Annotated in this window: 12 protein-coding genes and 1 tRNA gene; 6 read left to right on the plus strand and 7 right to left on the minus strand. The window is 44.5% G+C overall.

Features of this window, described 5'->3' with window-relative positions:
• The first annotated feature begins 137 nt into the window (after positions 1–137).
• A tRNA-Arg gene (locus RT064_RS06715) sits at positions 138–213 on the plus strand.
• 77 nt (positions 214–290) lie between these two features.
• Here the strand turns inward: RT064_RS06715 and RT064_RS06720 are convergent.
• Positions 291–692: a hypothetical protein gene (locus RT064_RS06720; RefSeq protein WP_313062563.1), complete on the minus strand. Its 402-nt coding sequence runs from the start codon at positions 690–692 to the stop codon at positions 291–293.
• Positions 693–1,002: 310 nt separating this feature from the next.
• Here RT064_RS06720 and pdxA point away from each other — a divergent pair, with 310 nt between their 5' ends.
• Complete coding sequence (pdxA, locus tag RT064_RS06725; RefSeq protein WP_313062564.1) at positions 1,003–2,055, plus strand: 4-hydroxythreonine-4-phosphate dehydrogenase PdxA; 1,053 nt, start codon at positions 1,003–1,005, stop codon at positions 2,053–2,055.
• Positions 2,056–2,143: 88 nt separating this feature from the next.
• Here pdxA and RT064_RS06730 read toward each other — a convergent pair whose 3' ends face one another.
• Together RT064_RS06730 and RT064_RS06735 are read right to left on the minus strand one after the other, a co-directional pair.
• Entirely contained in the window at positions 2,144–2,956 is an 813-nt protein-coding gene (locus tag RT064_RS06730; protein WP_313062565.1) for a M23 family metallopeptidase, read from the minus strand.
• A gap of 271 nt (positions 2,957–3,227) precedes the next feature.
• A complete protein-coding gene (locus RT064_RS06735; protein WP_313062566.1) occupies positions 3,228–4,550 on the minus strand; it encodes an MFS transporter in 1,323 nt (440 codons plus the stop codon).
• Positions 4,551–4,679: 129 nt separating this feature from the next.
• Here RT064_RS06735 and RT064_RS06740 point away from each other — a divergent pair, with 129 nt between their 5' ends.
• Both RT064_RS06740 and RT064_RS06745 read left to right on the plus strand, forming a co-directional pair.
• Entirely contained in the window at positions 4,680–7,922 is a 3,243-nt protein-coding gene (locus tag RT064_RS06740) for an autotransporter assembly complex protein TamA (protein ID WP_313062567.1), read from the plus strand.
• Positions 7,923–8,082: 160 nt separating this feature from the next.
• The gene (locus RT064_RS06745; protein WP_313062568.1) at positions 8,083–12,834 is read left to right on the plus strand and encodes a translocation/assembly module TamB domain-containing protein; all 4,752 of its coding nucleotides are present in this window, start codon (positions 8,083–8,085) and stop codon (positions 12,832–12,834) included.
• Positions 12,835–12,947: 113 nt separating this feature from the next.
• On the opposite strand, the gene RT064_RS06750 is transcribed toward RT064_RS06745, so the two are convergent.
• Positions 12,948–13,571, minus strand: coding sequence for a TetR family transcriptional regulator (locus tag RT064_RS06750; protein WP_313062569.1), 624 nt, complete (start codon positions 13,569–13,571; stop codon positions 12,948–12,950).
• Positions 13,572–13,665: 94 nt separating this feature from the next.
• The gene (locus RT064_RS06755; RefSeq protein WP_313062570.1) at positions 13,666–15,054 is read right to left on the minus strand and encodes a deoxyguanosinetriphosphate triphosphohydrolase; all 1,389 of its coding nucleotides are present in this window, start codon (positions 15,052–15,054) and stop codon (positions 13,666–13,668) included.
• 382 nt (positions 15,055–15,436) lie between these two features.
• On the opposite strand from RT064_RS06755, the gene RT064_RS06760 reads away from it, so the two are divergent.
• On the plus strand, positions 15,437–15,676 hold the full coding sequence (locus RT064_RS06760) for a hypothetical protein (protein WP_160001603.1): 240 nt from the start codon (positions 15,437–15,439) through the stop codon (positions 15,674–15,676).
• Positions 15,677–15,816: 140 nt separating this feature from the next.
• Here the strand turns inward: RT064_RS06760 and rsmD are convergent, their stop codons facing one another.
• Together rsmD and mrdA are read right to left on the minus strand one after the other, a co-directional pair.
• Positions 15,817–16,440, minus strand: coding sequence for a 16S rRNA (guanine(966)-N(2))-methyltransferase RsmD (gene rsmD / locus RT064_RS06765; RefSeq protein ID WP_313062571.1), 624 nt, complete (start codon positions 16,438–16,440; stop codon positions 15,817–15,819).
• Positions 16,441–16,475: 35 nt separating this feature from the next.
• Positions 16,476–18,455 (minus strand): penicillin-binding protein 2, encoded by a 1,980-nt coding sequence (mrdA, locus tag RT064_RS06770; protein WP_313062572.1) that lies wholly within the window; start codon positions 18,453–18,455, stop codon positions 16,476–16,478.
• Positions 18,456–18,950: 495 nt separating this feature from the next.
• Here mrdA and RT064_RS06775 point away from each other — a divergent pair, with 495 nt between their 5' ends.
• Positions 18,951–20,261, plus strand: coding sequence for a DUF445 domain-containing protein (locus RT064_RS06775; protein ID WP_313062573.1), 1,311 nt, complete (start codon positions 18,951–18,953; stop codon positions 20,259–20,261).
• The last annotated feature ends 20 nt before the right edge of the window (positions 20,262–20,281 follow it).

The raw sequence follows: 20,281 nt of genomic DNA on the forward strand, positions 1-20,281 counted from the left end.
ATCGCGGTTCGTCTTTAGCCCACTATTATACTATGAATTGCAAAACTGCGAACCTACAAAATCAGCAACAAAATGCCTAAAAAGTATCAGCGGACGCTAAGCATTTACGATTTAATATGATAAAATAGCAGGCCTTTACGCCTATAGCTTAACTGGATAGAGCAGTTGCCTCCTAAGCGACCGACGTGGGTTCAAGTCCCGCTGGGCGTACCAGTTTTTTTGACATAAAAACCTATAAAAATAAAAAAACCCAATAAAAAATTATTGGGTGTGGTTGAAAAAAGTAACAATTAGCTTAAACGTTTGGCATTGGCTGCCACGCGGCTATAGATAGGGTGCATCCCTTTTTCCAAAACATGCAGCGCTTCTTGGTTGACAGAATAAAAGAAGTTTTCCAATGAAATCGGTTGACCCAAGCTTAATTTCATACAGTTTGAAAACATTAATTGCCCAATATTTTGCTGCGCAACCAGCGCTTGCCAAGCCATTTGCGTCCAAGATTCAAAAAATGCGATGGGTTTTTCAGTCACCATACGTTCCATTTCTTTCATTTCTTTGGCATTATTGAGGGGGTTTTGTTTCGCTATCATATAGATGCGGCGCTGCATGACTTGTGGTACGCGAACTGAAAAATCTTCAGATTGCTGACACATTTTTTCAACTTTTTGGTTAATATGTTCGTAGGTAGCCATAAGGACTCCATTGATAACAACGGTAAAATACAGGATTGACAGTAAAGTGTAGTGCTATTATACACTGATTTAAATTAAGTTAAGAATAGCAAAATCATTGGGCATACAATACTTACTTAACATTACGCAAATAATCAGATTTCATTTAATCAAACCATTGGTAATTGCTAACAATCATCCGTGTAATCAGGGTTTTAGTTGACCTCATGAGCATGAAACTTTATCAAATTAACTATAAGCCGCATCATTGGTAATAAATTCATAAAATATTAACTGATAGCTTTATCAGTGTTTATCAAAAGGTATAAAAATGACCATTCAAAGTCTTCCCTTAGTGATTACTTCGGGCGAACCTGCGGGTATTGGCATGGATATCATATTGATGCTTGCCGACAAACAACAATTAAATCTGCCCAATCGCGCTGTCATTGTGTTAGCAGATATCAAAGCGTTGCAACAAAGGTATAGTGAGCTCAAACAAAAGGGCGCGATAAAAGACGGGTTGGTGATTCAACAGTTAGCGATGGATGAGTTACATGAGTTAAACGATTTACCGAAAATTGCTCGACCATCAGCACATGACACTATTTTGGTAGTGGATGTGCCGACAGCAGAACCTGTGGTAGCAGGTCAGCTAAATCCGCATAACGCGCGAATGGTCATCGCACAGCTGCAACTGGCGCATAAGCTCGCCATCAGCAAACAAGTCGCTGCCATTGTCACCGCGCCACTGCAAAAATCGGTGATTATGACTGTGCTGCCAGATTTTATGGGGCATACCGAATTTTTTATGCAGCAGTCGGGGATGGATAAAGTGGTGATGATGCTCGCCAATAACCTGATGAAAGTGGCGTTAGTCACCACTCATTTGCCCCTGCGAGCGGTCGCTGATGCGATTTCCCACGAAGAAGTGGCAAAAACCGTTGATATTGTCATCCATGATTGTCAGCAAAAATTTGGTCTCACTCACCCAAAAATATTGGTCTGTGGACTCAATCCTCATGCCGGGGAAAGCGGCTATTTAGGCAGAGAGGAAATTGACATCATCAATCCTGTGTTACAGCATTATCGCGATCAAGGTATCGATATTAGTTTGGCGATGCCAGCTGATACCTTGTTTACCCAAAAACATATCGCTACTGCCGATGCGATTATCGCCATGTATCACGATCAGGGACTGGCGCCGCTCAAATCACATGGATTTGGCGAAACAGTGAATATCACTTTAGGGTTGCCTTATATTCGCACCTCAGTCGATCATGGCACGGCGTTGGATTTGGCAGGCACAGGCAAAGCGAGTGCCGATAGTTTGTATCATGCGATTGATTATGCCAATAACATGGCGACTGCGATTGCCCTCTAGTCATCCTCACTGATAATTACGCTGACAAAAAAAGCCAATCGTCATAGATTGGCTTTTTTATTGCGATTATTTTAACTACCTATCTTAATTATTTTAAATAACTGGCAGGATTCACTGGCGTGCCACGATAACGGATTTGGAACTCTACAGCAGGTTGATTCAAATTATTGTCCGTTCCAACGGTACCGATGGTTTGACCTGCTTGCACCGTTTGGCGCTCTTGTACAGCAAAACTTCCCAAATGCGCGTAGGCACTAATGTAGTCGCTGTTGTGCTGAATTAGTACTAATTTGCCATATTCTGGCAAATCACTACCGACATACAGCACTGTACCTGGCTGGCTGGCGACAACATTTGCGCCCGCTTGTCCGCCAAACCACATACCTAGCGTACCTGTTTGCTGGTTAAACGGTCGTAATAGATTGCCAGTGGTAGGACGTAACCAACCTTGTGACAAGCTGCTGGTTGGCACGATGACTTGGTTTGGCATCGGTAACGGGGTTGATGAATTATTGACTTGTCTAGGCGGGTAATAAGTCGGGTTAGACGGGCGGGGTGATTGGTTGACCGTCACCGGGCGAATGGTCGTTGGGCGATAAGAAGTGGGACTACTTGCTGAGGTTAAAATCAAGCGTTGCCCTGGATAAATGGTATAGTTGCTATCTAACCCATTGAGCGCGCCAACCCGGCGATAATCCAGTCCATAAGTGGTGGCGATTTTGCTTAACGTATCGCCGTTTCTGACAATATAATAGTTGGGCACACCCCGTACATACACAGGGCGCTTATCCACGGTCGCGATCTTCTGTGAAGCACAAGCGCTCATCAATACCGCCGTACAGGCTATCGCGCTGAGTTTTACCAGTTTGGGGGTGCACAGTGTTTTATAAGTGGCAAACATAACCGTCATTCCTAGCAAGTGATACAAAAAAAATTACACAAGTCAGGGTATAGTAACTAACTTTTAACCACTTACAAAGTAACTGAAGTTAACAACAACGTTTCTTTGCCAAACGATAACAAATAGCAACATTTTGGACTCAAATGAAAACATGGCGCAAAATCCCTTGTTTATCCATTGCTTGCCATTTACCCCTTGCCCAGCATTGTTAGCTATTTGTGCTAACCTAACGGGGCGATTAAATAGGCTGATTGAACAGAGCGATAGGGTGTTATTCATGGGTCATAATGGGCTTAGTAGGGCTGTATTTTTTTAGTTTTAAAAATAGCCAAATGCCCATGACTAAATTTATCACCCCGACAATCGCAAATAGCATCGGCAGGCTCACGTTAAATAGCGTCAAACAAACAATCGAAAAAATCGCCGAACCCACCATAAATACCGCATTTAAAATATTGTTGGCACCGATAATGCGAGCACGGCTTGTTTCCGGTGAATAAGCTTGCATATAAGCGTATAAAGGCACAATATAAATACCGCCTGAAAAACCCAATAAAAACAAATCGACAAATACACGAATAGCACCCTCCGCGGCAAAAATCATACCAATACTATAGTGGGCGTTGTTGGCGAGTGGCGGCAAATGCATCGCTGAAAGCGTGAAATACAAGTCAATCGCAAAAATCGTCAATCCTGCAATCCCAAAGGGCAACAGCTTTAAACTCACTTGGTTTTTGGTCAACGTTTTGCATAACAGTGAGCCGAGCGCCGTACCCACAGAAAACAGCGTTAATAAAAATATCACGACGCTTTCATCGCCTAGCAAAATAGACTTGCTAAATTCAGGTACTTGGGTCAAAAACGTGGCACCATAAAACCAAAACCAACTATTACCCAAAATGGTAAACCACATAATCGGCAAACGATATAAATTGGCGATGGTTTGCCAGCTAGTACGAAAGATATTCCAGTCGATGGTCAAATCAGGCTGCGGCGCAGTCATGACGGGAATAAACCGAGAAGCCAAGTAGCCCATAATCGCCACAAAAACCGTCACCCCAGATATCCAAAACAGCGGACTGTCTAACTTCATCAATACGCCAGCCAGCATCATCCCTGTCAAAATAGCCAGTGACGTGCCCATTTGAAACAGCCCATTGGCACCCACCAACTCATCGGTGGTCATGGCTTGTGGTAGATAAGCATATTTGATAGGACCAAAAAACGTCGAATGGGTACCCATCAAAAATAACGCCACAAATAACAGCGGATAAATCTCAAACACAAACCCAACTGCCGCAACTACCATGATGACGATTTCAAGGAGTTTAATCAGCCTTGTCAGCCAAGATTTTTCATACTTATCAGCGATTTGCCCCGCCAAGGCGGAAAACAAAAAAAACGGCAATACAAACAGCATCGCCGCTAGATTGTTGAGCAAACTAACACGCATCCCCAATTTTGCCGCTGCCATAAAGGTTAGTACTAAAATCAAACCTTGCTTAAATACATTGTCATTAAATGCGCCTAAAAACTGGGTGGCAAACATGGCGCTAAAGCGTTTGTATTTAAAAAGCGCAAACTGGGTACTCATAAGCAATCCTAGAAATGTCTGATGATGCCTATCTTAACAAATATTTTACAAAGGGTTGCGAAAATGTTTGGTTAGCAAAATGTTTATGCTAAAATCGCCTAGTGCTCGCTCAAGGATTTGATTTTTATCATGAAACCAATAAATTTGCTACCCTATCGTCCGTCAACCGCATGGACCGATAACCTGCTTAGTTTTTTTTATGCCACATCTCCACTATCGTCAAATCCTTGTCAAAGCCTTATCCAATCTAGCGTATCAAGACATTCGCTGTTTCGCTTGACCCCCATACATTTGGCAATTACCTTGGTTAGTGTCGGTATGGTGCCTGCTTGGGGGGCACAAACGCCGATAATGTCAGCTACTGTTAGTACTTTAGCTAACAACACAGTTAATACTTTGGCTAACAGCTCAGCAACGAATAGCACGCTAACCACGAACAGCGCAGCGCAGACCACCAATGATAGCAAGCGCACCACGGCAACGCAAAATACCACGCCTGCTGCAACTGCGCAAGATAGCATCACAACCGATGCCAACACTGCTCAGCCTTATCGGTATCAACTCAATCACCAGCGCGTTGAAGATAAAATTGGTCAACAACTCGATAATCAGACCTTGGCAGACTTTAATAATTTTAACCAACCTGTGGCGACGTTGAAACAAAACCAACCTAGTGTCGGCTACAGTAAGGCATTAGACCAAGCAACACCGCAGTCGGTTACCAATCAAATCAACAATAGCAAGCCTGCACCCGTGAATACCCAATCCCAAGCACAAGTCACTGAGCAGCTGACCGCCGAAAAACAGAATTTCGACGCGATTAATCAAAAGGTGAGCGAGCAAACCAATTTATCTAATCAGAATCTTAGTAATCAAGGCGTCGCCAATGATGCCAGCAATATCAAATCCACCGACACCATCAATCCCAATGATTACTTGCCCGCATATCAACAGCAAACAGCGGCATTGACCACCCCACAAGCCAATTCAACCGTGACCGCAGAGTCGCAAGGGATTGTGGCGCGTTTGAAGAACAAAATCATTGGTCGCGGCGAAGGGCTCAACTATATTGATATCAGCTTTGCCAATGCAGATGCCAAACTTGAGCCTGCGCGCAATATCAAAGCGGCATTGGAAAAAGTGACCGTCGAATCGGTGTCGGATTTTAATGCCAGCGTGAACAAATTACGCCAAATTGCCAAAGATGCGGCAGAGGCGGTGGGTTTTTATGACACTAAAATTGCCTTCAAACATTTAGGCAAAGACAATATCCAAGTCAGCTTAGAGGTCGGTAAACCCGTCATCGTGCAAAATCGCATCATTGATATCCGTGGTGAAGGCGGGGAAGGCGATAACGCGCTGCCGGTGTATCCTGTGATTGAAAAAGAAATCCCGCCCAAAGAAGGGGATGTGTTCAGTCATGGTATCTATAAAGCCGCGAAGGCCACGATTGAAGGCGTCGCACAGACCAATGGTTACTTCGATGCCAAATGGCTCAATAGTTCGGTGGATATTATTTTGCCAGACAATACCGCCGATGTTGACCTAATTTATGACACAAAAACTCGCTATCACTTTGATGATGTGAAGATATATAGCATTGATAAGCAAGGCAATTTGACCGATGACCCCGACAAACTGCCTTTAAAGCCAAAGCTGCTCAAAGCCTTAATGACGTACCAAAAAGGCGATGCCTACTACCAACCCTTTGTCAGCGAATTTACCAACAACTTGACTGCCACCCGTTATTTTAATGGGGTGGATATGGATGTCATCATGCCATCGGACGAAGCGGCAAGCGATATCGCATTTGAACAATCTGGCTCAGCGACGCTCAGCACTGCCAATAGCAGTAATACCACAGCCGATAATACCGCGGACACTTCTGATACATCCGCCGCTATTTTACCCGCCAATTCAACCGATCCAAGCCTCGCATCTCAAAGTAATTTAGATCAAAGCAACTCCGCTCAAAGTAACTCATCTGAACTTCAATCCGCAGGCACTGTCGATAGCACGACACAAAAAACCGTCAATCAGGTGCAAGACCCCAATGACATCGCGCCGATTCAATTTGAAGTCGATGACTCGACCGAACAACGTCTCAATGCCATCAGCCGAAAAGCCAAAAATTTATTGGCCGCACCCGAAGATATGGAGTTGTCACCCGAGGCTGAAAATAAAAGTAAAAATCCGCTGGTGGTCATTGCCAATGCGGTCAGTAAAACGGCAAAAAAACTGGACAAAGACAAAGACTTACCTCTCAAACCACGAGAAGACCAAGTCATACCAAAGCTCACGCCACGACAAGTGTATGAAACAAAGCAAATCCCAACCTATGTGGTACTCAATGCCACCAAGCCGCATGAGGCACAAGTGGGTTTGGGTTATGAAACGGATGTGGGTGTGCGCTTGACCGGTAAATACCAAAACAACTTGGTTAACCGGAGTGGCTTGCAGACTGGGGCATCAGTGGCGTTATCCAAAGTCGATCAAGCGGTGGAATTTAATGCCAGTTTACCCTACAAGCATCCCCTCAACGATAAGCTAACAGGCACAGTCGGCTATCAGCACAAAGAAGTTGATGACCTAGTCAACACCTTTGAAGCGGACACGGTCTATGCCAGTATCGCTCGCAATATTTATCATGATAGTGGTTGGAATCGCACCTATTCACTGCGCTACCGCGGCGATAAATTGACCGTCGACCCTGAAAAATATAGCACCGATAGCTTGCCTTATCCTTTTAACAACTACGCATCAGACTATACCCAACAAGCCTTGTTAGCGGGTTATGCAATCAATAAAACGGTAGCAGACAATATGCTGACGCCAACGTGGGGGTATAGCCAACGTTATTCGCTTGAATTCGGTGCTAAAGGGGCACTGAGTGACACCAATATGGCAATTTTACGTGCGGGTGGTACGGGGATGTATACTTTTGGCAAAGATAACAAACAACAAGTGATTGGGCGGCTGGATTTGGGTTATTTATATAGCGGTGATTTTTATGATGTGCCTTATCGTTCACGCTTTTTTGCAGGCGGTGATGCTAGTATCCGCGGCTACAACACCGATAGTTTAGGACCGACCTATGGCGGCGAAAATTTCTTAGTCGGCGGTGATGCCTTAGCGGTAGGCTCGGCAGAGTATAACTATGAGTTTAGACCGAGTTTTCGTGGCGCTGTGTTTACTGACTTTGGTAATGCGTATGATACAACGGGCGAATATGATAACACGACGGCGGTCAGTATCGGTACAGGTATCCGCTGGCAATCACCGATAGGCTTGGTACGACTCGATGTGGCAAAAGGTCTCACAGGGGATAACAACGATGTCCGTTTACATTTCTTTATCGGTTCACCGCTATAATAGTTTGGCTAAAAATCACGGCATTATTTTGTGCAAGGTTTTTAGTAAAGATTTTTGGATAAAACTTTGCTAGTATGTAAGGCTTATCCAATATACTGCCCACATACAGCGCATACAACCTGTGTTTTTGTAGTTAGCCAACGATTGATTTGCGATATTAATGAAAGACGATAATAACAACGACTCATTGCCCGAAGATGGCACCAAGCCTGACGATAAATCGTTGGTAGATAACGACCTAAACACTAAACTAGACGCTACAAATCTAAACGGTGAAGATTTAGACCCTGCAAAAAAAGAGGCGGGTTGGCTTCGACACTGGTATCGTCAGGGTCTTGTCACCAAAATTGTGATGGTGTTAGCCGTTATTTTGATTGCAATTCTGTTAGGGGCTTATTATGCCGTCGGCACCCCGTGGGGTACACGGTTACTTATCAATGCCATCGTTCAAGAAACAGGTATCAGCCTAAAATATGGTAAAGGCAATCTTCGCGATGGCATTTGGGTTTACGATCTTAAAATTCCTGATAAACCGCCAAAAAATTATGTCGAAGTCACCGTTGATAAAGCCTATGTCAAAATTGGCTGGCGCGCGCTCATCAATAAAGAAGTGCATTTGCGTGAAGCCAACATCAATCGCATGGTCATCACCTACAAAAAACCCCCTTCCAATAAACCCTTTGATTACTCACGCATCGCACTGCCTGTTAACTTAACCTTAGATGACGTAAAAGCGAATTTAGTGCGCTATCAGCAAGTGACCCGCGACCCCATCGATTTTAAACAAGCGCATGTCCAAAATTTTACTTGGTATGATACTAAAATCACGGTTGGCGAAGGCAAATTGGCGTATAACAATTTATTAAGCGTTGATAAAATCAAAGGTAAAATTGACCTGCAGCATGATTATCCGCTGGATGTGACAGGACTGGTCATCGTCAATTCATTATCAAAAGTGTATGTCGATGCGCTTGATACCCATGCCACAGGCAGTTTGAAATTTTTGACCGCGGATATAAAGAGTAAATACAATAAATCGGATGTTACTGGGCATTTAACGGCGCAGCCGATGGATAAAAACGCGCCATTTAATGCCAAACTTGAATGGAAAGATGTGTTATTGCCGTATGCCACCAGTCAAAAAATCCACCTAAAAAATGGCTTAGCGACCGCGACAGGGGTGACCAATAATATTCAGCTGCGTATCAATGCCGATTTGACTGCCAAAGATATCCCCGATGGGCATTATCAAGGTCGCGGCGTGATTGCCAATCAAAAACTCAGTATCGAATACCTCACGGCTAAAGTCGCGCAAGGCACATTGACGAGTCAAGGCACGATAGATTGGCATGACCGCACCCGTATTGCCCTGATGAATACAGGTAATGGCTTTAAGATTCGTCAGTTGTTGCCAAAAGACATCGCACCCTATGCACCAGAGACCTTAACAGGCAAATTAGGCATCGTCTATGATGTGGCAACCGATAAATTGCCGATGCAAGTACGGGCAAATCTGCGCCAAGATGACGGTGAAATTATCAATGCCGATATCCGACAAGCCAAAGGCAGCCATAAACCTTATACTATCGATGCCAATTGGCAAAAGCTGATACGTCACAATTTACCGAACATTGGCGAGCTTAACAGTCCCAATGGCAAAGCGCACGTGATTTTTCAGCCGGCAGACGGCAAGCGACCCAGCAGTGTACAAGCGCAAGTCAATGCCAATATCCTAAAGCTCAATCAAGCCCCAAGCGGTCATTACCAAGTTAATGTCAACAAAACAGGTCAGCTGGTTGACATCACTCAATTGGTGTACCAAGGCGTGGCAGGTAATTTGGCAGGCAATGGTAAAATCAAACTTGCCAGCGGTAATCAGCCGTTAGCTTGGCAAATCAATGCCAAAACCAACCATTTAAATGCCCACAGCATTTTAAATAGCATTCCGCTGCAAGACTTGACAGGCAATGTGGTGGCCAGCGGCACCCAGCAACAACTCCGTCAAGCCAATCGAGCAGTCGTGACCCGTCATGATGTCACTATCAACCAAATTGACATGACAGGGGATTTATTGGGCGCCAACAATAGCAAAAAACACTTAGCATTGAAAGGCACAGGCAAAGTACGTGCCGATGTACTAGGCAATAAGTTATCTTATATCGCCGCCAAATTTGATGGTAGCCTTAATGCGCCAAACGTACCCGCAGGCTCATTTAAATTTGATATTGCAGGCACGCCACAACAGCTCAAAATTAATCAATTTAGTCATCAAGGTAAAGAAGGCTACATCAACGCCAACGGTAGCATTGATATTACCAATGGTACCGGCTGGCATATCAATGCTGACATGAAAAATTTTGATGCCAGCTATTTTGTGCCAAGTCTGCCAAGCCAAATCACCGGTACCATCAATACCGATGGCTATTGGCGGGCAGGCGCTCAGTACATTCATATCGCCAATATGAATCTCAAAGGCAGACTAAAAAATCAACCCTTGATAGCAACGGGTCAATTGACCGCAAAACTGAATTTGCCAAAAGACCTAAGCACTCTGCGCCAAGTCATTGAAAATAGCGCCAATGGTCAAAAATACGGACAAATCCGCCGTCTTATTGAAAGTCTGCAAGCCAATAATCTGCTGGTGCAATGGGGCAGTAATCGCATCACCGCCAATGGCAACCAAAACCAACTGGTGACCAGTGTCGATATCAGCACACTTAATCAGCTAATGCCACAGCTAAAAGGTATCGTTAAAGGCGGTATTGTCTTAACCCAAGATAACAACCAAGGACTGCCTAATATCTATGTGGATTTAGTCGGGCGTAACATTTCACTGCCAAACTTTGTGGTACTCGATGCCAAAGTCACCGGCAAATTGGTCAATCTCGCCAAATCACCCAGTCAGTTGCAGTTGACTGCAACGGGTATCAATATCGCCAATCAACCGCTGCGCTCTGTGCAACTGTATTTTAACGGGACCCAGGACAATCACACCTTGGATGTCAAAGCAGATAGTACTAAAGGACAAGTACAAGCGACACTCAAAGGTCGTATCGATCTTGCCAAAAAACAGTGGTCGGGTATGCTCGGTAATGGACAAATTGGTACCAAATATGCCAAGTTGCAACAGTTACAACCCGCCCAGATGCTATTTGGCTGGCAAAACCTGAATGTACAAATGGCGGCACACTGCTGGCAAATGGTGGGTCAAAACGGCAGTCTGTGTCTAAAAAACAACCTTGTGGTCAGTAATGGGCAAGGCAATGTCGATGTCAGCGTGCAACAAATTGATAGCCAAATTTTCTCTGTGGTGATGCCGCGTGATATCGCTTGGTCAGGAAAGCTCAACGGCACCGCACTCGTTCATTGGCAGAAGAACCAACGACCCAGTATCAATGCCAGCTTCTTCACCGATAACGGGGTATTTGGTACCGCCCCACAAACCCCTGAAGAAAATCCAACGACCATTGCCTATGAGCGTATCAGTGTCATCGCCCGTTCAACTGCAGAAGGGCTAAAACTTCGCGCAGATATCAAAACCGCCAATGGCGCGGGCAATGGTTATTTGGATGCTACCGTCAATCCCTACATACAGTCAAAACCGATTTCAGGCACCATTGTTTTTCAAGATATTGACTTGGCGGTATTTAAACCTTTCTTCCCATCGTTTGAACGCTTGACCGGTAATGGTCTAGTAGCAGGTAAAATCAGTGGTTCACTCATGCAGCCCAAATTTGTTGGCGATATTGAGCTACAAGATGCCGGTCTTAGCATCACAGGTGTGCCGATGCGCTTTGACAAGATTAATGTGTTATCGCACGTGGCAGGCAATCAAGCCTCTATTGATGGGTCTTTTGCCAGTGCAGGCGATGGTCAAGGCACCATTACAGGTACAGTTGACTGGACACGCGAGCTGCAAGCCAAGCTGAAGCTGCAAGGTAAAGCGCTGCAAGTGAGTCAGCCACCGGCGATTTCTGCCATTATTAATCCAATTTTTGATGTGATTGTCAAACCTAGCCAGCGCTACGTGAATATCGTCGGCGTGATTGATGTGCCTCGTGCGACCATTCGCCCCCCTGAAACCACAGGCAATGTGGTCAGCAAATCCCCAGATGTTAACGTGATTGATAGACGCTTGATGGGTCAGATTGATGACGTGCTAAAAGTCACCCAACCTTGGAATATCAACGCAGATGTGGGTGTAGATCTCGGCGAGCGCGTCAGCTTCCAAGGTTTTGGCGCACGCTTACCATTGGCGGGTGCACTGCATATCACCCAGCGCGGCCAAGGCACCATGAAAGCAGAAGGCGTGGTGCAAGTATCACGCCGCTCAAAAGTCGAAGTGTTTGGGCAAAGCTTGAATCTAAACTTTGCGCAAGTTCGGTTCAATGGTGAAGTGATGAAACCACTGCTAAACGTAGAGGCAGTAAAAGATGTGCAAGGCGTACAAGTGGGTGTCAAAGTCAAAGGCAGTGCCAGTGCGCCAAGTATCACCGTATTCAATAATGGCGGACTTAGTGAACAGCAGGCGATGAATGCGTTGGTGACGGGTAGCCTAAATAACAATTCAGGTCAAAATACCAACGAACAAGACTTTAGAAACCGCGTCAACAATACCATTGCTGCAGCAGGGTTAAGTTATGGCTTAAGCGGGACGCGCAAATTTACCAACCAAATTGGTCGGGCGTTTGGGTTGCAGCGTTTGACGTTAGATGCCAATGGCTCGGGCAATGACACTTTGGTCAGTCTAACGGGGTATATCACGCCAGACTTGTTTATACGGTATGGGGTAGGCGTGTTCACCTCGCAGCCTGAGCTCAGTATGCGTTATCAATTAACAAGACGCTTATACATTGAGGCTAAATCCGCCATCAATAACTCTGTCGATTTGATTTATAACTGGCGCTATTGACGGGTTAACAACACAAGCTAATAACAAAGACCAATAAAAAAGGCTGAGTTAATGCTCAGCCTTTTTTGGTTTCACTGTTTGTTGGTTTCACTGTTTTTTAGCTTAAGTTTTTGTTAAGGACACCAATTACGGACGCCATAAAACAGCACTTGCGCCTGTTTGATACAGCGATTGAGATAATCTTGCTTACTTTGTACTTCTGTGGGGTCAAATTTGAGCCATTTATACACCCAAGAAAAATACATATTCACGCCCATATCCGCAATCAATAGGCGCACTTCTTGATTTAAATGACCAAAGGCAGGCTGCATGGCCAAATCATCGGTCATGATTTGCGCGAACAAGCTGATTTGCTCATCGAGTGCATTTTGCACAGCTTGGTTGCCACCATAGCGTTCAGAGACAATAAAGTGCCAGTGCAATGACGCGTGCTCCACACTTTCCAAAAAGAAACGTACGCTTGAGGCAATTTGACCTTCATGCGTTCGGGTACGACCCAGCTGCAAATGATCGCGCAGATTTTGCAGCGTGTGACCGAGTTCTTCATTGACTAAGCACTTGCCAAGCTCATCGATATCTTGAAAATGTCGATAAAAAGCCGTCGGCACTACGCCCACTTCGCGGCTAATCTGACGAAGTGAGATCGACGAAAACGCATGCCCTGACCTCGATAACTGAAGCACCGATTGAAAAAAGGCTTGACGGGTTTGGCGTTTTTGCAAGTCACGGCTAGTCATTAGGTATCCAATCAGCGGGTTAAATAAGGAAAAATATTCTAAGCCGAAAACGCCAAATATACAATCGTTGACGATTGACGATAAGTGATGATGTCTAAATATTCACCGACCAATTGCCTTTTAACGCTTGCGCGAGCCGATAGGCTTCATGATCATTCATGCCAGTCAGCATGTCTAAAATACACAATATATTTTGATAAACATCATCCCCTAATTGCCGACTAACATTGCTTAAATGGGCATTTAATAGATTAAGCAGTCGTAATTGTTCAAACTGAGAAATACTGTCTGCTGAATTACCCGTCAACGCGAGCGGCATAAACGCATCAAGTAGCGTATGTAAACAGCGGTTTGACATGATTTCAACGCGTACCTTGCTCGGATGTTGAAAAATACGGGTATTGGCTAGGTTTTTGGCTTCACTGATACTACTTTTTACGTTATTGGGACAGTAGTCAAATAAGCTGCCCGTCAGCTCACCTGCCAATAAGGCGGCTTGGTTGGCAACAAAGGCATCAGTGACTTTGTCCACCAATCGCCGCATTGCTCGCCCTCGTAGCGCGGCTAATTTTTGGCTGATAGGCGCATTGGTTGTGACTTCAGGCGGTACGCCAAGCCGTTTACCGACGAGTTTGAGAAGTAGTGGCTCAACTTCATGATAGTCTAACATACCCAGTAAAATCCCATCTTCCAAATCAATCAGCGCATAACAGATATCATCGGCGGCTTCTAGCAAATAAGCCAATGGATGACGTGCGTAACCCCTTTGGGTCTTGGGTAGTCGCAGCTGCTCCGCCAAATCCTGTAAATACGGCGCTTCACTTTCAAAACAGCCAAATTTCTTGAGCGTTAAGGGCGAGGGCAGTGTATCACTGTCGCTGATTGAATTGATAGGCGTGGAAAGATAAGGGTATTTCATAAAAGCGCCCAGCGTTGCCGCTGTCAAGCGCATGCCACCTTCATCAGGATGATGCTCGTTACGGGTCAGCAGGCGAAAGCCTTGCGCATTGCCTTCATATGCTAATAAATCTATTTGCTGGCGTGGGGTAAGCCGCCTTAGATATTGGCGCTGGGCAGGCTGAAAAAACCAATCTCGAATCGCCTGCTCACCTGCATGCCCAAACGGGGGGTTACCGATATCATGCGCCAAACAAGCTGCTTGCACAATGACCCCCATATCCGACATGGTAAAGCCGCTTGGCAGGTCATTACCAAGCTTCTCCGCGCTCATCATCCCTAGCGAGCGACCAATACAAGACACTTCAAGCGAATGGGTTAAGCGGGTATGAATACCCATCTCATGGGTTAACGGATGCACTTGGGTTTTTTGATTCAATTGGCGAAAAGATTGCGAAAAAACCAGCCTGTCATAGTCCTTATGAAATGCCGTCCTTGACGTCTTGGATTGGGTGAACTGATTGCCATGATAGATAGATTTGGCAGATAACAGCGCTTGCCATTGCTTGTGTGTATTTTTTTTCATTATTGTTTTCAGTCATAAAGATAAAAAGCGGATTCTTGGAATTAGCTAACTAGCTAACTGATTCTAGCTAGATAATTGATTATTAACAAGTTTAGATAAAATTTTTTTCAAGTGTTTGATGACACTATACCATTAATCGCAAAAAATGACCAAATAGGAATTTTTCTGATAAAACAATTGTGTAATTTTTTATTATTGTTATAATTTAGTAACAAATACAGTGTAGAATGTAACCACTATAAGATAAATGTAATATTTGATTACCTTTGTAAATTGCTTTTGTGGCAGTACAACCCATAGCTTTAGCCCACGGTTGTTTGCTAAAAAAAGTAACACAATGAAATTTAAACAGTTAAATTTCAAATTTTTTAGGATACAAGTTATGATCCATCAAGTGAACGATACTAACGATACCGATGATAGTGTAGAAATGACGCGCCATCAATCCAAAGTCAACATTCATAGTGTTGTGCTGGTGATTATGGTAGCGCTTGTGGTGACATTTTTGATGGTGGTGGGGGTCAGCTATCTGTATGAAGCCAACAACTTAAAAGGACAGTCATCAAAATATTTTTGTCCGTCAGCTGCTGCGGTACAAATGGGTATATGCGTTAAGAGCTAATAGTGGGTTTGCTATTAGGCGTGATTTGCTATTGTACGTGAATGGCTATTATATTTGCCGACTGGGTCAACCCAGTCGGTTTTTTAATGCTTAAATTCAAGGGCTTTGAATTAAAATGCTTTTAATTGAAACGCTTTGAATTAAAGCGTTTTGAGCTGATAAATGCCGGCAAAAATTTGCCCCATTTTTTTATATTTGAGTGGCTCAAGTGATGCGGTGAATGATTCCAACAACTGTGTGTGATCTTGATCGCTTTCGATATACAGTAATGTCTGCGGATGAATTAACTGATGGTTTATTAACCCATGCAAGATTGTATCCCATAACGCTAGTTGATAAGGTGGGTCGATAAACACCACATCAAACGGCTCGGTGTTTGCCAGTTGTGGTAAGGCTTGTTGTATTGTAGCTTGCATTGTCACAATTTTTGTATCAGCAATCCCTAACAGGGCTTGGGTGGCTTTAATGTGCCTACATTGCTCATGGTTAGGCTCGATAGAAGTTAACTGCTTGGCACCCCGCGACAAGGCTTCAAAACCGAGCACTCCACTACCAGCACAGCAATCTAGTACCTTGGCATTGACTAACTCATCGGCAAGCCAGTTGAATACTGTCTCTCGGACACGGTCAGGCGTGGGTCGTAACCCATCGGCATCGATAAACGCTACCAAACGGCGACGATACTCCCCGCCGATGATACGCACGTGAGAAACTGGCGGGGATTTGGTGGCTTTATTGGGTCGTTTGCTAATTTTGGACATCATAGTTTGGAAATCATAGTTTGCACATCTACATTACGTCAGTCAGCGCCACCCACTGCAGTGAGTTTGGCGGTATTGGGTTTTGCGATAATAGGTTTACCCGACAAAACTAACGCTTCACGTTGCAATTTGGCGGCTTGTTTTTCGGCGTTGATTTTGACAAGTTCTTCAGGCGACGGTGGCACAATCGGGTTTTTGATTTTATCAATGAGCCAATAATCCATCATTTTACGCACAATCGGTGCTACCCAGCCACCATGACGCCCATTTTCTACGATGACGGCAATGGCAATTTGCGGGTTTTCTACCGGGGCGAAACCAACAAACCAGCCATGGTCCCAGTGGCGCGAGTCAAGCGCGGCTTCGTTATAGCGTTTACCTTGTGCGATAGATTTGACCTGCGCTGTGCCTGTTTTGCCAGCGATGCGATAAGTTGGGGTATAAATATTATGCGCTGTGCCTTTTTTGACCACATCTTCCATGGCTAGGTGCATACGCTGCCAATCATTGGGATTACCGTTGTATTGAATTTTCCCATCGGGCTTTTCAATGGGGGTGATATGTTCGGCACCGGTGGATTTTTTGAGCAGATGGGGGGTCAAATGCTGTCCATCGCTGGCTAACATGGCGATACCGTTGGCAATCTGTAATGGAGTCGCCAAAAAATACCCTTGCCCGATACTCACAGAAATGGTTTCCCCAGGCAACCAGGCTTTTTTGTAGGTTTTCATTTTCCACTCAGTAGAAGGGTAGACGCCGGTTTTTTCTCCCGGCAAATCAATCCCTGTTTTGCTACCAAAATTAAAACGCGTCATCCAATCATGAAGCCGGTCAATACCGAGTTGATAAGACAGCTTGTAGTAGTAGGTATCGACAGATTCGACCACGGATTTATGCAAATTGACGTTACCATGCCCCGATTTTTTCCAGTCACGAAATTTATGGCTATCGCCAGGCAGACTAAAATACCCCGGATCATAAATACTACTGTCCCATCCCATGATGCCGTAATGAATCCCTGCCAAACCCTCAATCGGTTTGATAGAAGAACCCGGGGGATATTGCCCTTGTAGCGCGCGATTGTACAGTGGCATGTCGGGGTCTTGTTGCAGCGCCTTGTATTCTCTGCTACTAATCCCAGTGATAAAGGGGTTGGGGTCAAAACTTGGGTTGCTGACAAAGGCTAAAATCTCGCCAGTGTTCGGGTCAATCGCCACTGCGGCGCCACGTTTGCCATTTAACAAATCGCTGGTCAATTTTTGCAAGCCATAATCAAGGCTTAGATAAATATCATTGCCGGGAATGGGCGGTTTGGTATCGAGTTTTTTGATGATATCGCCATAAGCATTGGTTTCAATTGATTGATAACCGGGTTTGCCCAGTAGCAGCGATTCGTAATATTTTTCAATCCCTGTTTTACCAATCAGATCGGTACCTGCATACAGCTTTTTATCCAGCTTTTTACTGTCGTTGTCGCTGATACGCCCAACATAGCCAATCACATGGGCAAACAAATCACTGTAGGGATAGGTGCGCGTGAGTTTACTTTGAATCGTCACGCCTTTAAAAAACGGTTTGCGTTCACTAAACTGGGCAACTTGCTGTTCGGTGAGTCCGATTTTAATGGTAACAGGTTCGTTTTTACTTTTTTTAAGGGCTTTTGAAGCTTCGCTGATTTCTTCAGGTGTCAACTGAAAAATCGGAGTGAGTAGTGCCAAGGTATTGTCAGGATTGTCAATTTCATCAGGACTGATGACAGCGGTAAAAACAGGCTGGTTATCTGCCAAAATCACGCCGTTACGGTCATAAATGTAGCCGCGGCTGGGCGGCGCAGAAACTAGCTTGATACGATTATTGTCAGACTGGGTGACGTACTGGTCGTGGGTATAAATTTGTAGATAAGCATAGCGTACAATCAAGCCCACCAAGCCCAAAAAAACAAACACCGATGCCAAAATTACCCGGCGGCGAAAGATGAGATTTTCACGTTGCATATCTGAAGAATGGGGTGGTTTCATAAGCGGGTAACAGCAATTAGAACGGTTTTAAAAAGGGTCGCGGTGCGATGAACGTTTAGCTTAATGCAAATTTAGGGATATCACCCAGCTACTAAGCTACTAACTATAAGCTCCTAGATGGGTGGCTTAAGTATGGGTGGCTTAAATCTGATGGCTTCAGTCAAAATTTAAGAGCGATATACTAGCATAAAATGTGGCAAATTAGCATGCCCAAATCCTGTCAAAATCGCAAATAACTAACGGCTGCTGACAAAAAAATGTATCAAATTATGATAGCAGCATTGACGGCAATATGGATGATAACATAGGGAATCAAAACCGCTAAAAATATAACTTCTTCAGGCAAAATATATCTTTCTGTGCTAAAATCTAGCAGTTTGAACGCACCCTTATTAACGCACTTATATTATAGACGTTTTTAAGCAAACCTTATAATGTCATCTCGGTTTTATTGTCCTTTGATTTTAGCTTTTTCACCATGTGAGCTTTTTTGATATGTTTGCAGAAATTTGGCACAAGCTTGCAACCCATCCGCAATTTTTCGCCATGCTGACCATTCCATTTGTGACAGCAGTCGTGACTTGGGCGCATGTATGGATGGCGCTCAAGATGCTATTTTATCCCATTCATTTTTGGGGGATTAAGATTCAAGGCTTCCCAGGCGGCGGTATCGGCTGGCAGGGCATTGTGCCACGCAAAGCGGGTAAAATATCTGGGATTATCGTTGACCAAACTTTATCCAAGCTTGGCTCGCTCGATGAGTTTTTCCAAGCCATGCACCCTGAAGAAGTGGCGGATTTTATCAGCCAAACCATGAACCAAAACTTGGATTTGCTGATTGATGAAATCATGAATGAGCGCTCGGCAACGCTATGGGCGAATCTGCCTTTTGCTGTCAAACGCCGTATCTATGCCTATGGACACGAGCAATTGCCAGCTATCATGAAAAATCTGGTGCTCGACTTGACCTACAATGTCGAAAACTTGGTTGATATGCGCGAGATGATTGTCAACAAGATGGAAAGCGACCGTGCGCTGATGGTGCGGATGTTTCTAAAGGTAGGTCAAAAAGAGATTAATTTTATTTGGCATATCAGTGCGCTGATTGGGTTTGTATTTGGTATTTTGCAGATGGCGATTTTTTGGTTTGTGCCGCAGCATTGGACGGTGCCGTTTTTTGCCGCGATTTGGGGGCTGTTGACCAACTGGATTGCCATCTGGATGGTATTTAATCCGATTGAACCGCATTATTATCGCTATCCCAAATTTTTTAGTTTTAGCAAATCGCTGCCGTTTATTCGCTTTGAAAAACCGCATATGGGACAATTTAACTGGCAAGGTGGTTTTATGAAACGCCAGCCTGAGGTCTCTGAGGTGTTTGCTGAGATTGTGGTCAAAGATTTGGTCACGCTCAAAAATATCATGTATGAAATGATGTATGGCAGCCGTGCGATGCAAACGCGTGAGCTGATTAAAAAACACCTAAACCCAATGCTGGAATCACAGGTGATTCAAACGAGCTTGAGATTTGGTTTGGGTCGTAAAGAATTTGGTCAGCTCAGACACGTGATTATTGATAAGTCAATTGCAGCGACCATGGTGCCGATGAGTAATCCTGAGCTTAACCTTAGCCGCGCAGAAAAAATCTTTGGGCTGTTTCGAGACCGAATTCGCGCATTGACGCCCAATGAATTTCAAAATCTGTTGCGTCCTGCCTTTCGTGAAGATGAATTAACACTGATTATTTTGGGCGGTGTGACAGGGTTTTTGGCGGGCTGGATACATTTGATATTGGTGTTTTATTAATTTTACCCATTTTTTTGGTG

The sequence above is a fragment of the Moraxella sp. CTOTU49097 genome (genome assembly GCF_032064105.1).
GTDB classification, from domain to species: Bacteria; Pseudomonadota; Gammaproteobacteria; order Pseudomonadales; family Moraxellaceae; genus Faucicola; species Faucicola osloensis_B.

Excerpts from the sequence above, each read along its gene's own strand:
- RT064_RS06720 (WP_313062563.1), bottom strand. The coding sequence starts at position 692 with ATGGCTACCTACGAACATATTAACCAAAAAGTTGAAAAAATGTGTCAG.
- pdxA (WP_313062564.1), top strand. The coding sequence starts at position 1,003 with ATGACCATTCAAAGTCTTCCCTTAGTGATTACTTCGGGCGAACCTGCG.
- RT064_RS06730 (WP_313062565.1), bottom strand. The coding sequence starts at position 2,956 with ATGTTTGCCACTTATAAAACACTGTGCACCCCCAAACTGGTAAAACTC.
- RT064_RS06735 (WP_313062566.1), bottom strand. The coding sequence starts at position 4,550 with ATGAGTACCCAGTTTGCGCTTTTTAAATACAAACGCTTTAGCGCCATG.
- RT064_RS06740 (WP_313062567.1), top strand. The coding sequence starts at position 4,680 with ATGAAACCAATAAATTTGCTACCCTATCGTCCGTCAACCGCATGGACC.
- RT064_RS06745 (WP_313062568.1), top strand. The coding sequence starts at position 8,083 with ATGAAAGACGATAATAACAACGACTCATTGCCCGAAGATGGCACCAAG.
- RT064_RS06750 (WP_313062569.1), bottom strand. The coding sequence starts at position 13,571 with ATGACTAGCCGTGACTTGCAAAAACGCCAAACCCGTCAAGCCTTTTTT.
- RT064_RS06755 (WP_313062570.1), bottom strand. The coding sequence starts at position 15,054 with ATGAAAAAAAATACACACAAGCAATGGCAAGCGCTGTTATCTGCCAAA.
- RT064_RS06760 (WP_160001603.1), top strand. The coding sequence starts at position 15,437 with ATGATCCATCAAGTGAACGATACTAACGATACCGATGATAGTGTAGAA.
- rsmD (WP_313062571.1), bottom strand. The coding sequence starts at position 16,440 with ATGATGTCCAAAATTAGCAAACGACCCAATAAAGCCACCAAATCCCCG.
- mrdA (WP_313062572.1), bottom strand. The coding sequence starts at position 18,455 with ATGAAACCACCCCATTCTTCAGATATGCAACGTGAAAATCTCATCTTT.
- RT064_RS06775 (WP_313062573.1), top strand. The coding sequence starts at position 18,951 with ATGTTTGCAGAAATTTGGCACAAGCTTGCAACCCATCCGCAATTTTTC.